Annotated in this window: 16 protein-coding genes; all 16 read left to right on the forward strand. The window is 46.7% G+C overall.

Annotated features, from left to right (window positions below):
- Positions 1-117: 117 nt before the first annotated feature.
- The 16 genes from MWM02_RS06740 to trpB all read left to right on the forward strand — a co-directional run bounded on the left by MWM02_RS06740 (position 118) and on the right by trpB (position 13504).
- Complete coding sequence (locus tag MWM02_RS06740; protein ID WP_064550192.1) at positions 118-390, forward strand: HU family DNA-binding protein; 273 nt, start codon at positions 118-120, stop codon at positions 388-390.
- 137 nt (positions 391-527) lie between these two features.
- Positions 528-1094, forward strand: coding sequence for a GTP cyclohydrolase I FolE (folE, locus tag MWM02_RS06745; RefSeq protein WP_064550194.1), 567 nt, complete (start codon positions 528-530; stop codon positions 1092-1094).
- Positions 1095-1129: 35 nt separating this feature from the next.
- Positions 1130-1354, forward strand: coding sequence for a trp RNA-binding attenuation protein MtrB (gene mtrB / locus MWM02_RS06750; protein ID WP_064550196.1), 225 nt, complete (start codon positions 1130-1132; stop codon positions 1352-1354).
- A gap of 89 nt (positions 1355-1443) precedes the next feature.
- The gene (locus MWM02_RS06755) at positions 1444-2259 is read left to right on the forward strand and encodes a heptaprenyl diphosphate synthase component 1 (protein ID WP_064550198.1); all 816 of its coding nucleotides are present in this window, start codon (positions 1444-1446) and stop codon (positions 2257-2259) included.
- A 4-nt stretch (positions 2260-2263) separates the two neighbouring features.
- Positions 2264-2968, forward strand: a complete 705-nt coding sequence (gene menG, locus MWM02_RS06760; protein ID WP_064550201.1) for a demethylmenaquinone methyltransferase — start codon at positions 2264-2266, stop codon at positions 2966-2968.
- A gap of 14 nt (positions 2969-2982) precedes the next feature.
- A complete protein-coding gene (gene hepT, locus MWM02_RS06765) occupies positions 2983-3945 on the forward strand; it encodes a heptaprenyl diphosphate synthase component II (RefSeq protein WP_064550203.1) in 963 nt (320 codons plus the stop codon).
- Positions 3946-4044: 99 nt separating this feature from the next.
- Positions 4045-4491 (forward strand): nucleoside-diphosphate kinase, encoded by a 447-nt coding sequence (gene ndk, locus MWM02_RS06770; RefSeq protein WP_003249570.1) that lies wholly within the window; start codon positions 4045-4047, stop codon positions 4489-4491.
- A 118-nt stretch (positions 4492-4609) separates the two neighbouring features.
- The gene (locus MWM02_RS06775; protein WP_064550205.1) at positions 4610-5383 is read left to right on the forward strand and encodes a CheR family methyltransferase; all 774 of its coding nucleotides are present in this window, start codon (positions 4610-4612) and stop codon (positions 5381-5383) included.
- Between the two features lie 120 nt (positions 5384-5503).
- Positions 5504-6670 (forward strand): chorismate synthase, encoded by a 1167-nt coding sequence (aroC, locus tag MWM02_RS06780; protein WP_064550207.1) that lies wholly within the window; start codon positions 5504-5506, stop codon positions 6668-6670.
- A 2-nt stretch (positions 6671-6672) separates the two neighbouring features.
- Positions 6673-7815 carry a 3-dehydroquinate synthase gene (aroB, locus tag MWM02_RS06785; protein WP_064550209.1) on the forward strand — a complete coding sequence of 381 codons (1143 nt, stop codon included), beginning with the start codon at positions 6673-6675 and terminating at the stop codon, positions 7813-7815.
- Positions 7781-8158, forward strand: a complete 378-nt coding sequence (gene aroH, locus MWM02_RS06790) for a chorismate mutase (protein WP_064550334.1) — start codon at positions 7781-7783, stop codon at positions 8156-8158. Before aroB ends, aroH begins: the two co-directional genes overlap by 35 nt.
- 206 nt (positions 8159-8364) lie before the next feature.
- Positions 8365-9891, forward strand: coding sequence for an anthranilate synthase component I (gene trpE, locus MWM02_RS06795; RefSeq protein WP_244403280.1), 1527 nt, complete (start codon positions 8365-8367; stop codon positions 9889-9891).
- Positions 9884-10903, forward strand: a complete 1020-nt coding sequence (gene trpD, locus MWM02_RS06800; RefSeq protein WP_064550213.1) for an anthranilate phosphoribosyltransferase — start codon at positions 9884-9886, stop codon at positions 10901-10903. Before trpE ends, trpD begins: the two co-directional genes overlap by 8 nt.
- Complete coding sequence (gene trpC, locus MWM02_RS06805) at positions 10896-11675, forward strand: indole-3-glycerol phosphate synthase TrpC (RefSeq protein WP_244403282.1); 780 nt, start codon at positions 10896-10898, stop codon at positions 11673-11675. Before trpD ends, trpC begins: the two co-directional genes overlap by 8 nt.
- Positions 11659-12300 (forward strand): phosphoribosylanthranilate isomerase, encoded by a 642-nt coding sequence (locus MWM02_RS06810; protein ID WP_244403284.1) that lies wholly within the window; start codon positions 11659-11661, stop codon positions 12298-12300. Before trpC ends, MWM02_RS06810 begins: the two co-directional genes overlap by 17 nt.
- Complete coding sequence (trpB, locus tag MWM02_RS06815) at positions 12293-13504, forward strand: tryptophan synthase subunit beta (RefSeq protein WP_244403286.1); 1212 nt, start codon at positions 12293-12295, stop codon at positions 13502-13504. The genes MWM02_RS06810 and trpB overlap by 8 nt, the downstream gene beginning before the upstream one ends.
- Position 13505: the final 1 nt, after the last annotated feature.

The following is a 13505-nucleotide window of genomic DNA, read 5'->3' on the forward strand; positions in this document are numbered from 1 at the left end:
ATAAATTGTTTAATATTAGGCATGTCACCGCATTTTATACGTATAGAAATATAAGAAAATGTGAAGAAATGGTATTACAAGCAATTTTGACAACCCTCTTGGGAGGAGGTGAATCGCATGAATAAGACAGAATTAGTTAACGCAGTGGCTGAAATTAGCGGCCTTTCCAAAAAAGACGCAACAAAAGCGGTGGACGCTGTATTTGAATCTATTACAGAAGCGCTGAAAAAAGGCGATAAAGTCCAATTAATTGGCTTTGGGAACTTTGAAGTGCGCGAGCGCGCGGCGCGCAAAGGGCGCAACCCGCAAACAGGGGAAGAAATGGAAATCCCTGCGAGCAAAGTTCCTGCATTCAAACCAGGAAAAGCTCTTAAAGATGCTGTGAAATAAGTTTACATATAAAAGCAATTAAGAGCTTGCAAAGGAAGGGTAAGCGATACGCTGCCCTTCTTTTTTGCTTTTTTTTCGTTACATATGCTAGAATCGGATTACATTCAGCTTTTATGATGCAGGAGGATGTTGCTTGTATGTCACACGTGAATTATGAACAAATTGAATATGCCGTTCGCTTAATTTTAGAGGCAATTGGCGAAGATCCGAACCGTGAAGGATTAGTCGACACACCAAAACGAGTCGCAAAGATGTACGCGGAAGTATTTTCCGGGTTACATGAAGATCCGAAGCAGTATTTTCAAACTGTGTTCAATGAAGACCATGAGGAGTTAGTGCTTGTCAAAGATATTCCGTTTTACTCTATGTGCGAGCATCATTTGGTCCCGTTTTTCGGCGTCGCGCATGTTGCCTATATTCCTCGTGGCGGAAAAGTTACAGGATTAAGTAAGCTGGCACGAGCGGTGGAGGCGGTGGCCCGCCGTCCGCAATTGCAGGAGCGCATTACGGCGACCGTTGCCGATTCGATTATGGAAACGTTAGATCCATATGGGGTAATGGTAGTGGTCGAAGCAGAACATATGTGCATGACGATGCGCGGCGTGAAAAAGCCGGGAGCCAAAACGGTGACAACAGCGGTGAGAGGGTCGTTTGAAACCGACCAAACTGCCCGCGCGGAAGTGCTTTCCCTCATAAAAGGATAAAATATGCGAATAACGAAATGAGGAGGAGAGAGGTTATGCATATCAACAGCGATTATGTCGTCATTAAAGCGCTGGAAGATGGTGTGAACGTCATTGGGTTAACGAGAGGAGCGGATACACGTTTTCATCATTCGGAAAAGCTGGATAAAGGGGAAGTGTTAATCGCTCAATTCACCGAACATACATCGGCGATTAAGGTAAGAGGAAAAGCGCATATTCAGACGAGACATGGCGAAATCGAATCGGAAGGAAAAAAGTAATGAACGATTTTCTATGAAACTAGAGCGCTTCAAAAAAAATTATGTTATAATTACTCCGTTATATTTTGTGCGAATTTTTGGGGACAAGGGTGATTATATTGAAAAACATCATGAAAAAAATTACGACGCTAAAAGAACAAATCGAACGATTTCTTCACCATTCCTATTTGTTTCAGCATATATCAACAAGGCCGATCGATGAAGATCGCATTTTGCTGTCGTTATCCATGTTAGAAGATGTGAAAATTTCCCCAGAGAAAGCGGACAATTATATTATCCCGATGATGCTTGTGCAAATCGCCCTTGATACCCATGACGAAGTGACGAATTCTGCTTCCAGCCGCGAAGATGATGATTTAAAAACGCGGCAATTAGTTGTGCTTGCAGGGGATTTATATAGTGGCTTATATTACGATTACTTAGCAAAGCGGAATGAAATTTCGATGATCCGTCTGTTTGCGGAAGCGATTAAAGAGATTAATGAGCACAAAATTCGATTGTATCAAAAAGATGTGGAGCGAATTGAAACGTTGTTTGACAGCGTTGGAACGATTGAGTCAGCATTGATTTGCAAAATGGGGGAATATTTTTCTGCCCCGTTATGGGCAAGCTTTTCGCATGATTATTTGCTGTTGAAACGGTTAAACATGGAAAAAGAAGCGTTCATCCATTCCGGTTCTTCTGCTTTGTTTGAGCAGATGGCAAATATCGTATTTCCAAAAACAAAAGCGGTGACGAAGGAGCAGAAACATTATTTGCTCCACATTTGCAATCGGTATATTGACCATTGCAAAGAAAAATTGCTAAAAATGAAATTGGAAGTCAATGAGATGTTGCAAGTCCGCATTTCCGAGTTAACTGGCGGTTTTTCAGCCGTCGCAAAAAAGACGGTGGAAGAAGGGTAGAAGCATGTATCAATCAAAAGAAGAACGGGTCCATCATGTGTTTGAGAAAATTTACAAACATTACGACCGCATGAATTCGGTCATTAGTTTCCGGCGCCACTTGAAATGGCGCAAAGATACGATGAAGCGAATGAATGTACAGCAAGGAAGAAAGGCGCTTGACGTTTGCTGTGGCACGGCCGATTGGACGATTGCGCTTGCGGAGGCCGTCGGTCCAAGCGGCGAAGTATACGGACTTGATTTCAGCAAAAATATGCTGCGAGTTGGAGAACAAAAAATAAAAGAACGCCAGTTGACAAATGTAAAACTGATTCATGGCAATGCAATGAACTTGCCGTTTCCCGACAATACGTTTGATTATGTGACGATTGGCTTCGGTTTGCGCAATGTGCCTGACTATATGGCAGTGCTAAAAGAAATGCACCGCGTCGTAAAACCAGGCGGCAAAGTCGTTTGTCTTGAAACATCGCAGCCGACATTAATTGGATTTCGCCAGTTGTACTATTTTTACTTTCGCTTTATTATGCCTTTGTTTGGAAAATTGTTTGCGAAAAGTTATGAAGAATATTCGTGGCTTCAAGAATCGGCGCGTGATTTTCCTGGAAGGGATGAACTTGCAGAGATGTTCCGCGCTGCCGGCTTTGTCGATATTGAAGTGAAGCCGTACACATTTGGAGTTGCTGCGATGCACTTAGGCTATAAACGATAATAAAGGTGAACATCATGAAATTAAAAGCGATGTATTCGTTTTTGAATGCGGATTTACGTGCTGTGGAAAAAGAATTAGAAGAAACGGTCCGATCCGATTATGCGCAGTTGAGCGAAGCTGCGTTACATTTGTTACAAGCGGGCGGAAAGCGGATCCGTCCCGTTTTTGTATTGCTTGCCGCGAAATTCGGCACGTATGATATTGAACGGGTTAAACATGTGGCGGTGGCGTTAGAGTTAATCCATATGGCTTCTCTCGTTCATGATGACGTGATCGATGATGCAGAGCTGCGGAGAGGAAGAAAAACGATTAAGGCAAAATGGAGCAATCGGTTTGCCATGTATGCCGGCGACTATATGTTTGCCCGCTCTCTTGAATTGATGACGCGCCTTGAAAATCCGCTTGCCCACCGCATTTTGGCGAATACAATTGTCGAGGTATGCCGCGGTGAAATTGAACAAATTAAAGATAAATATCGTTTTGATCAAAGTCTTCGTTGTTACTTGCGGCGCATCAAACGAAAAACCGCGCTGTTGATCGCGGCAAGCTGCCAGCTCGGAGCAATTGCCGCAAACGCGGCAAAGGAGGTGGCGGATCGCCTCTATTTGTTCGGGTATTATGTTGGCATGTCGTTTCAAATTACGGATGATATTCTCGATTTTACCGGTACAGAAGCGCAGCTTGGCAAACCGGCGGGGAGCGATCTATTGCAAGGAAATGTCACGCTCCCTGTGTTATTCGCAATGGAGGATGAAAGGGCAAGAGAGAGGATTACCGCTGTCCATCCGAAGACGACGCCGGACGAAATGAAGGAAATTATTGCGTTGATCAAACAAACTGATGCGATTGAAAAATCGTACGCGCTTAGCGATCGGTATTTGCAAAAAGCGTTTCGTGTATTAGAAACGTTGCCGAAAAATAAAGCGCGTTCTACATTGTATGACATCGCAAAATATATCGGAAAAAGGGATTCTTAACGCTTTCAAGGGCAATATTGCTAATAAGCGAAAACAGTGATACTATTTTGGTGGGAATTCAGTTTCCTAGTACATACTTATAGGGGTGGAGAATAGATGATGGAAAGAACGTTTATCATGGTCAAGCCTGACGGGGTTCAGCGCAACTTGATCGGCGAGATTGTTGCTCGTTTTGAGAAAAAAGGTTTTCAGCTTGTTGGTGCAAAACTAATGCAAGTATCCCGTGAATTGGCTGAACAGCATTACGCGGAACATAAGGAACGCCCGTTTTTCGGGGAGCTTGTGGACTTTATTACGTCAGGTCCGGTGTTTGCCATGGTGTGGGAAGGCGAAAACGTGATTGCGACGGCCAGACAAATGATGGGAAAAACAAACCCGCAGGAAGCGGCGCCTGGTACGATTCGCGGCGATTATGGCTTGACTGTCGGGAAAAACGTCATTCACGGTTCGGACTCCCCGGAAAGCGCTGAACGGGAAATTCGTTTATTTTTCAAAGAAGAGGAGCTTGTCGATTATTCGAAATTAATGAACCAATGGATATATTAAAAAAGACGACGACCGGTCAGCGAAATGGCCGGTTTTTTATTCTCTTTTCCATCTGTTTTGCGCTATACTAAAACATAGGTATTCGGTTGGAAATGAGAAAAAGAGAGGAAAAACGGGAATGAACGATTACCAACAGTTTATTGAGAATATCAAGCGAAAAACAGGCATTGATCTTTCGCAATATAAAGAGGCGCAAATGAAAAGGCGCTTAACGTCGCTCTATGAAAAAAGAGGGCTAAAAAACTTTCAGCAATTTTTTCAAGCAATGGAAAAAGATGAAGCACTATTTCATGAATTTCTTGACCGAATGACGATTAACGTGTCGGAATTTTATCGAAATGCAAAACGGTGGGAAGTGCTTGAAAAAAAAATTTTGCCGAAACTTCTCGAGCAGAACCGCCGTTTAAAAATATGGAGCGCCGCATGCTCTACCGGGGAAGAGCCTTATACGTTGGCGATGATTGTATCGAAATTGGTGCCGCTCGCCCATGTTTCGATTTTAGCGACTGATATCGATGAAAACGCGATCGCCCGTGCGAAAATAGGGATGTATACGGAACGGTCGCTGCAAGAAATGCCGGAAGAAATGAAAAAGAAGTTTTTTACGAAAGAAGGGATGCATTATAAAATCGACGAAAAGATAAAAAGAGCGGTGACGTTTAAAAAGCACAACTTGCTCGCCGATCCGTTTGAACGCCAATTCGATTTGATTGTCTGTCGCAACGTGCTTATTTATTTTACAGAAGAGGCGAAAGCACGGCTTTACTATAAATTTAACCAAGCGCTGCGGCCAGGCGGAATCCTATTTGTCGGCAGCACGGAACAAATTTTTAACCCGGGCTTGTACGGTTTTGAAATGGAAGACACGTTTTTTTACCGCAAAATCAATTAGCCTATCGAAGAGTTCATCGGCAAGATGAATTCTTTTTTTGTAGGAAACTATTTTCATTTTTCAAATTTATGATATATTGTTACTTAAACGCGTTAAAGAGTTGAAGGGAGAGAAAAAGAGATGAGATATTTAACAGCAGGTGAATCACACGGACCGCAGTTAACGACGATTTTGGAGGGGGTGCCGGCAGGGCTGACGCTGCTTGCCGAACATATTAATAAAGAGCTGGCAAGAAGGCAAAAAGGATACGGCCGCGGCCGGCGGATGCAAATTGAAAAAGATGAAGTGAAGATTTTCAGCGGCGTCCGCCATGGAAAAACGTTAGGTTCCCCGATTACGCTTGTCGTCGAAAACCGCGATTGGAAACATTGGAAGAACATTATGTCGATTGAGCCAATCGATCAGACCGAAGAAGTAAAACGGAAAGTGACGCGGCCTCGCCCAGGCCATGCCGATTTAAACGGCGCGTTAAAATACGGGCACCGTGACATGCGCAACGTATTAGAACGTTCATCAGCGCGGGAAACGACGGTACGAGTCGCGGCCGGAGCGGTGGCAAAACGAATTTTAGAAGAGCTTGGCATTCGCGTTGCCGGACATGTGATAGAAATTGGCGGGGTCCGCGCGGAGCGCCTTGATTATCATTCGCTTGAGGAATTGCAGCAAGTGACGGAAGAGTCGCCGGTGCGCTGTTTTGACGAAAAAGCAGCGGTCAAAATGATGGAAGCGATTGACGAAGCGAAGAAAAACGGTGACTCGATCGGCGGCATTGTCGAGGTGATTGTGGAAGGCGTCCCTGCCGGGGTTGGCAGCCATGTTCATTACGATCGGAAACTTGATGCGAAAATTGCCGCGGCGATTGTTAGCATTAATGCGTTTAAGGGCGTCGAATTTGGCATCGGCTTTGAAGCGGCGCGGCGTCCGGGAAGCGAAGTGCATGATGAAATTATTTGGAGCGAAGAAACAGGATTTATGCGGCGGACAAACCGCGCCGGTGGATTTGAAGGCGGAATGACAACTGGGATGCCGATTGTCGTGCGCGGGGTGATGAAGCCGATTCCGACGTTGTACAAACCGCTGCAAAGCGTGGATATTGAAACGAAAGAGCCGTTTACGGCAAGCATCGAGCGTTCTGACAGCTGCGCAGTACCGGCGGCAAGCGTTGTTGCGGAAGCGGTCGTTGCCTGGGAAGTTGCTTCGGCAATCGTCGATCAGTTCGGCCAAGACCGAATGGATCTCATTAAAGAAAATGTCGAAAAAATGCGCCGTTACGCAAAGGGGTTTTAACAATGGAACGAATTTGGATCGAGACGAAAACAAAACAATATCCGTTGTTTCTCGGCGAAGGAGTCATTGAATCTTTACCGGATATTCTCCGCCAACTGTCCTTTTCCAAAGGGACGAAAGTGCTTATTATTACCGATCAAACGTTAGAGCGTTTGTATTTGTCGAGGCTTCGCGCGTTGCTCGACGATGACTATGATGTGTATACGCATGTCATACCGGGCGGGGAAGAAGCGAAATCGTTTGAACAATATTACGCGTGCCAAACGACTGCGCTTCAACGCGGGCTTGACCGCAAGTCGCTTATTCTTGCCTTCGGCGGCGGCGTCGTTGGCGATTTAGCTGGATTTGTAGCCGCCACGTATATGCGCGGCATTCGATATATTCAAATACCGACGACGCTTCTCGCGCATGACAGCGCCGTCGGCGGCAAAGTAGCGATTAATCATCCGCTCGGCAAAAACATGATTGGAGCGTTTTATCAACCGGAGGCGGTTGTTTATGACATCGCTTTTTTGCGTTCTCTGCCGGAAAAAGAACTGCGCTCCGGTTTTGCCGAAGTCATCAAGCACGCGCTCATTCGCGACCGCGGCTTTTATGAATGGCTTCGGCAAGAAGTTCGCGAGCTTGCCGACTTAAAAGGAGAACGATTGCAATATTGCATTAAGAAAGGAATCGAAGTGAAAGCGAGCATTGTGCGGGAAGACGAAAAAGAGGCAGGAGTTCGCGCGCATTTAAATTTTGGGCATACGCTTGGGCACGCGATTGAAAACGAGCTTGGCTATGGAGCGATAACGCATGGCGATGCCGTAGCAATTGGGATGCTGTTTGCAATTTTTGTCAGCGAACGAGTATATGGAGTGTCGTTTGACGACTATCGTTTTTCTTCTTGGTTCCGTACATACGGATTTCCTGTTTCTATTCCGCAACAACTGCAAGTAAATCGCCTCCTTTCAAAAATGAAAGGAGACAAAAAAGCAAGAGCGGGAACCGTCCGTATGGTGCTTTTGAAAGACATTGGCGCGGTGGAAGTAACGTCGCTTGACGATGAAACGCTGCTCGCGCTGCTTGGCGAATTTTCGCAGCGGGAGGAGGGGAAAAATGACGGAGAGAATGATCCGCGGGATTCGTGGTGCCATTACCGTTGAGCGCAATGAAGCGGAGGAAATTGTCAATGCAACGGAAACATTGCTGAAGGAAATGATCCGTGCCAATGGTGTAGCGGCAAGCGATGTATCGTTCGTTCTTATTTCCGTTACCGAGGATATTACGGCGGCGTTTCCGGCGCAAGCGCTGCGCCGCTTAGAAGGATGGACGTACGTTCCGGTTATGTGCATGCGGGAAATTCCTGTTCCTCATTCACTGCCGCGTTGCATACGCGTGATGATGACCGTCCATACAGCGAAAAAGCAAGAAGAAATTTCTCATATTTATTTGCGGGATGCTGTTGCATTGCGCCCGGATTTGTTGACAAAAAAAACAGAAATATAATATGATAAAAAACAAAGCGATAAGTGAACAGTGGAAGAGCAGAGCGAGATGAGGGTAGATGAGAATGAGTGAGTTTAGCTGAGGTGAGCTTTTGCGCAAGCGAGGAGAAGTCTACCCAAAGACATTTGTCTTTGGGTTTTTTCATTTCCTCATTTTTCGCCTCATAAACCCTCATTCTCCATCCGAACGAACGGAGGGGAGAATCATTGAAAAACTGCACGATCACCACTTTTTTAAAAGACGCGACTCATTTCCAGACGATTCCGATTGTGCGCCGCTTTTTTGCGGATGTGTTCGAGCCGCTGAAGATCTTTGAAAATTTGCAAGACGAAGCAGTATTTTTGCTCGAAAGCAAAGATGATTCATCGCCGTGGGCGCGCTATTCCTTTATTGGCTTATCACCTTTTTTGACGATTGAAAGCGAAACAGGCCGTTCATTTTCGGTGATGGATGAGCATGGCAAAGAAATCATGAAAGCTTCTTCGCTCAAGGATGCGTTTTTGTTTATCGAAAAACAGCTTCGCGTCAAGCGGCTTACCGATGAAATTCCATTTGTTGGCGGCGCGGTCGGTTTTTTAGGATACGATTTTATTTCCGCAATCGAAAAAGTCCCAATGCATCCCAATCGCGATATTCCGATGAAAACAGGCTATTTTACGATTTGCGAATCACTGATCGCGTTTGACCATCATAAGCGGGAAATGGTGTTTATTCATTATGTCCGCTTGTCCGATAAGGACCAAGAGGAAACGAAAAAGAAAAAATACGAAGAAGGGGTCAAGCGGATGGAAGCGTTAATGAAAAAGGCGGCGAGCGGACGGGCAGAGCCGTTGTTATTGCTTCGCGGCGACGACGAGGAAACGAATGTTTCCTTTCAGGGCGTTATATCCAATTATGACAAAGCGTCATTTATGAGGGATGTCGAAAAAATCAAAGACTATATCGTTAGCGGCGATATTTTTCAGGCAGTATTATCGCAGCGGTTTGCCGTCCCGGTCCAAGTGAACGGTTTTCAAATATATCGCATGTTGCGCCATATTAATCCGTCACCATATATGTTTTATTTTCGCGTCGATAATGTAGAAATTGTCGGAAGTTCTCCGGAAAAACTCATTCAAGTTTATGACCGCCATGTGGAAATTCATCCGATCGCCGGGACGAGAAGAAGGGGGCGGTCGGCGGAAGAAGATGATCGTCTGCAAAAGGAGCTTTACGATGATCCGAAAGAGAGAGCGGAACATTACATGTTGGTAGATTTAGCCCGCAACGACATCGGAAAAGTCGCGGAATATGGCACTGTCGAAACGCCGGTGTTAATGGAAATCGGGAAATTTTCTCATGTTATGCATCTAATTTCGAAAGTAACCGGCGTGTTAAAAACAGGGGTTCATCCGATTGATGCGCTGCTGGCGGCGTTCCCGGCAGGAACGGTAAGCGGGGCGCCAAAAGTGAGAGCGATGCAAATTTTGCAAGAGCTGGAGCCGACGGCGAGAAATTTATACGCCGGCACAATCGCCTATATCGGTTTTGATGGCAATATTGATTCATGCATCGCGATTCGGACGGCGATTGTCAAAGACGGTTATGCTTATGTGCAAGCGGGCGCGGGGATTGTCGCCGATTCCGTTCCTGAATTGGAATGGAAGGAAACGCGCAATAAAGCGAGCGCCTTAATTAAAGCGATTGAACGTGCCGAGCAACTGTTTGTGAAGGGGGAGAATATATATGTTTAAACAACTTCTTGCCAAATGTGTCGAAGGATATACATTGACGGAAGAAGAGGCGTATGAGGCGATGACGGCGATTATGTCGGGAGAAGCAACGGCCAGTCAAATTGCCAGCTTCTTGTCGATTTTGCGGTTGCGCGGGGAAACGGTTGACGAACTAACAGGATTGGTGAAAGCGATGCGCAATCAGATGATGACGCTCGATTATGAAGAAGAAGTGATCGACACGTGCGGAACGGGCGGAGACGAAGCAGCGACGTTCAACATTTCTACTGCGGCGGCGATCGTCGTATCATCGCTTGGCGTCAAAGTAGCTAAACACGGCAATCGCGCGGTTTCCTCGAAAAGCGGAAGCGCGGACGTGTTAGAGGCGCTTCACATCGATATTCAAGCGACGCCGGAAGAAGCGAAACAAGCGTTAAAAACAAAAGGATTGGCTTTTTTATTCGCGCCGCTTTACCATTCAGCGATGAAATATGCCGCATTGCCGCGCAAAGAAATTGGTTTTCGCACCGTTTTCAATTTAATTGGCCCGCTGGCGAACCCGGCGCGGTGCAAGCGGCAAGTAATCGGCGTTTATTCTACAAGCTACGCGGAAAAGCTCGCGGAAACTCTTCACCGGCTCGGTTCGGAACACGTTTTATTTGTCACTGGAAAAGATGGGCTGGATGAATGCAGCATTTCGGCAGAAACGGACGTTGTCGAGTTGAAAAATGGGGAAATTCGCCGTTTTGTTCTCGCGCCGGAACAATATGGGCTCAAGCGCGGGAAATTAGAACATATTCAAGTCCGCACGGTGCAACAAAGCGCCGAACTGCTAAAGGCGGTCATGGAAGGAAAAGCGAATGAAAGCGCGACTAACATCGTCATCTTTAACGCCGGCGTAGCGCTATATGTGGCAGGAAAAGCGGCGACGATTCGCGAAGGGGTCGAAATGGCAAAAGAAGCGGTGATGACAAAGAAAGCTTATGAACAATTCGAACGGTTGCGGATGAAAGAGGTAGAGAAATATGCTTGAACAAATTATCGCGACGAAACGAAAAGAAGTGGAAGCACTGACATTGCCGGAGCCGTTGCGGAACGTAAAGCGCCGTTCGCTATCGGGGGCGCTGAAAAAGCCAAACCGCTCCATCGGTCTTATCGCTGAAGTGAAAAAGGCTTCCCCATCTAAAGGGGTGATTCGTCCGGATTTTCATCCTGTGGCGATCGCGAAAGCGTACGAAAAAGCGGGAGCGGATGCGATCAGCGTATTGACGGATGAACGGTATTTCCAAGGGCATCGCAGTTATTTGAGCGATGTGAAACAAGCGGTGCAGCTTCCGATTTTGCGCAAAGATTTTATTATCGATCGGATGCAAATTGAGGAGAGCGTGCGAATCGGAGCGGATGCGATTTTATTAATCGGCGAAGCGCTGCCGGCAAAAACGTTGTATGAGCTATATCAGGAGGCGTACGACAAAGGTTTGGAGTGTTTAGTCGAAGTGCACCAGCGCAAAACGTTGGAAAGCATTTTAGAGATTTTTACGCCGGAAATTATCGGCATTAACAACCGCGATTTGCATACGTTTGTCACCGCGTTGGAAACGACAGGCAAGGTCATCCCTTTCGTGCCGGCTGGGAGCGTGGTAGTCAGCGAAAGCGGTATCGCTACTTCTTCCGATTTGAGAACGGTGAAAACGTACGGCGCAAACGCGGTGCTTGTTGGGGAATCGCTGATGCGAAAAGACGATGTCGAAGCCGCGGTTTACGAACTATTCCAGGAGGTCGATACGATTGGCCGTCCGTCTTAAATATTGTGGCAACCGCACCGCTTCCGATTTGCAAAAAAGCGTCCAAAGCAAAGCGGATTACGTTGGGTTGATTTTTGCAGAAAGCAAGCGAAAAGTGGAAGTGGAAGCGGCAAAGCAATGGCTGAAATGTATTTCCCTTGGTGATAAACAGCTTGTCGGCGTGTTTGTCAACGCGCCGATTGATAAAATCATCGGCGCGGCGTCGCAGCTTCCGCTCGCGGTGATCCAATGCCACGGCGATGAAACGGTCGAGTATATCGCAAAAATAAAAGAAGCGACGGGCCTTGCCGTGTGGAAAGCGATTCATCATGATGGGAACGCGCTTGCGAAGATGAAGCAATACGCTGGCATCGCCGACGGATATGTGGTGGATAGCCGAGTAAGCGGAGCGTGGGGCGGAACGGGAATTTCATTCGACTGGAAGAATGTCCCGTTTTATTTGGAAGAAGCAGCGCGTCAAGCGGCGCCTTGTTTTATCGCCGGCGGAATCATGCCGGAAAACGTGGAAAAGCTGCTTTCGTACCGCCCTTACGGCATCGACATTAGCAGCGGCATTGAAGAAAACGGGGAAAAAAGCGTTAAAAAAATGAAAGAAATCGAGAAGAAGGTGGCGAACTATGTATAAGTATAACGTTCCAAACGAAAATGGTAGATTTGGCGATTTTGGCGGAAAATTCGTTCCCGAAACGCTAATGATTCCGCTCGAAGAAATAGAGGAAGAGCTTGCCAAAGCGCTCGCCGATGAAGAGTTTAAAGCGGAATATATACGAATTTTGCAAGAGTATTCCGGTCGTCCGACGCCGCTTACGTTTGCGCCTAATTTAACGAAAAAACTAAACGGCGCAAAAATTTACTTGAAACGAGAAGATTTAAACCACACCGGCGCCCATAAAATCAATAATGCGATTGGACAGGCATTGCTCGCCAAGCGAATGGGAAAGAAAAAAATCATTGCCGAAACGGGGGCAGGTCAGCACGGCGTTGCCGCGGCGACGGTGGCGGCCCATTTTGGAATGGAATGCATCGTATTTATGGGGGAAGAAGATATAAAACGGCAGGAATTGAACGTATTCCGGATGAAATTGTTAGGTGCCGAAGTTGTTCCCGTTTACAGCGGCAACCGTACGTTAAAAGACGCAACGAACGAAGCGATTCGCTATTGGGTGCAACATTGCGACGACCATTTTTATATGATCGGTTCTGTTGTCGGCCCGCATCCGTATCCGAAAATGGTGCGCGAATTTCAGCGCATTATCGGTGATGAGGCGAAACGCCAATTCCTCGAGCGGGAAGGAAAGCTTCCGGATGCGATCGTTGCGTGTGTGGGCGGCGGAAGCAATGCGATTGGCATGTTTTATCCGTTTTTGGAAGATAACGTGGTGCTCGTTGGCGTGGAAGCGGCCGGAAAAGGCATCGACACGCCGTATCATGCCGCAACGATCACAAAAGGAACAAAAGGCGTCATTCATGGGGCGATGACGTATTTATTGCAAGATGAGCACGGGCAAATTATGGAGCCGTATTCCGTTTCTGCAGGCCTTGATTATCCTGGGGTTGGACCGGAGCACGCTTATTTGGCCAGCATCGGCCGCGTTCGTTACGAAAGCGTTACGGATGACGAAGCGATCAAGGCGTTCCAACTGCTGTCTAGGGAAGAAGGGATTATTCCGGCGATTGAGTCGGCGCATGCTTTGGCGAAGGCAGTTCAGCTTGCGAAAACGATGCGAAGTGATCAAACGGTGCTCGTTTGTTTATCTGGCCGCGGCGATAAGGATGTGCAGACAATGATGAATCACTTAAAAGGGGGGAAACGACGTTGCAATTGCTAAC

It is taken from the genome of Parageobacillus sp. KH3-4 (genome assembly GCF_022846435.1).
In the GTDB taxonomy this organism is placed as follows: domain Bacteria; phylum Bacillota; class Bacilli; order Bacillales; family Anoxybacillaceae; genus Parageobacillus; species Parageobacillus thermoglucosidasius_A.

Coding starts and splice junctions, on each gene's coding strand:
- aroH (WP_064550334.1), top strand. CDS start 7,781: ATGATCCGCGGGATTCGTGGTGCCATTACCGTTGAGCGCAATGAAGCG.
- trpD (WP_064550213.1), top strand. CDS start 9,884: ATGTTTAAACAACTTCTTGCCAAATGTGTCGAAGGATATACATTGACG.
- trpC (WP_244403282.1), top strand. CDS start 10,896: ATGCTTGAACAAATTATCGCGACGAAACGAAAAGAAGTGGAAGCACTG.
- MWM02_RS06740 (WP_064550192.1), top strand. CDS start 118: ATGAATAAGACAGAATTAGTTAACGCAGTGGCTGAAATTAGCGGCCTT.
- aroC (WP_064550207.1), top strand. CDS start 5,504: ATGAGATATTTAACAGCAGGTGAATCACACGGACCGCAGTTAACGACG.
- trpB (WP_244403286.1), top strand. CDS start 12,293: ATGTATAAGTATAACGTTCCAAACGAAAATGGTAGATTTGGCGATTTT.
- mtrB (WP_064550196.1), top strand. CDS start 1,130: ATGCATATCAACAGCGATTATGTCGTCATTAAAGCGCTGGAAGATGGT.
- MWM02_RS06775 (WP_064550205.1), top strand. CDS start 4,610: ATGAACGATTACCAACAGTTTATTGAGAATATCAAGCGAAAAACAGGC.
- aroB (WP_064550209.1), top strand. CDS start 6,673: ATGGAACGAATTTGGATCGAGACGAAAACAAAACAATATCCGTTGTTT.
- folE (WP_064550194.1), top strand. CDS start 528: ATGTCACACGTGAATTATGAACAAATTGAATATGCCGTTCGCTTAATT.
- menG (WP_064550201.1), top strand. CDS start 2,264: ATGTATCAATCAAAAGAAGAACGGGTCCATCATGTGTTTGAGAAAATT.
- hepT (WP_064550203.1), top strand. CDS start 2,983: ATGAAATTAAAAGCGATGTATTCGTTTTTGAATGCGGATTTACGTGCT.
- ndk (WP_003249570.1), top strand. CDS start 4,045: ATGGAAAGAACGTTTATCATGGTCAAGCCTGACGGGGTTCAGCGCAAC.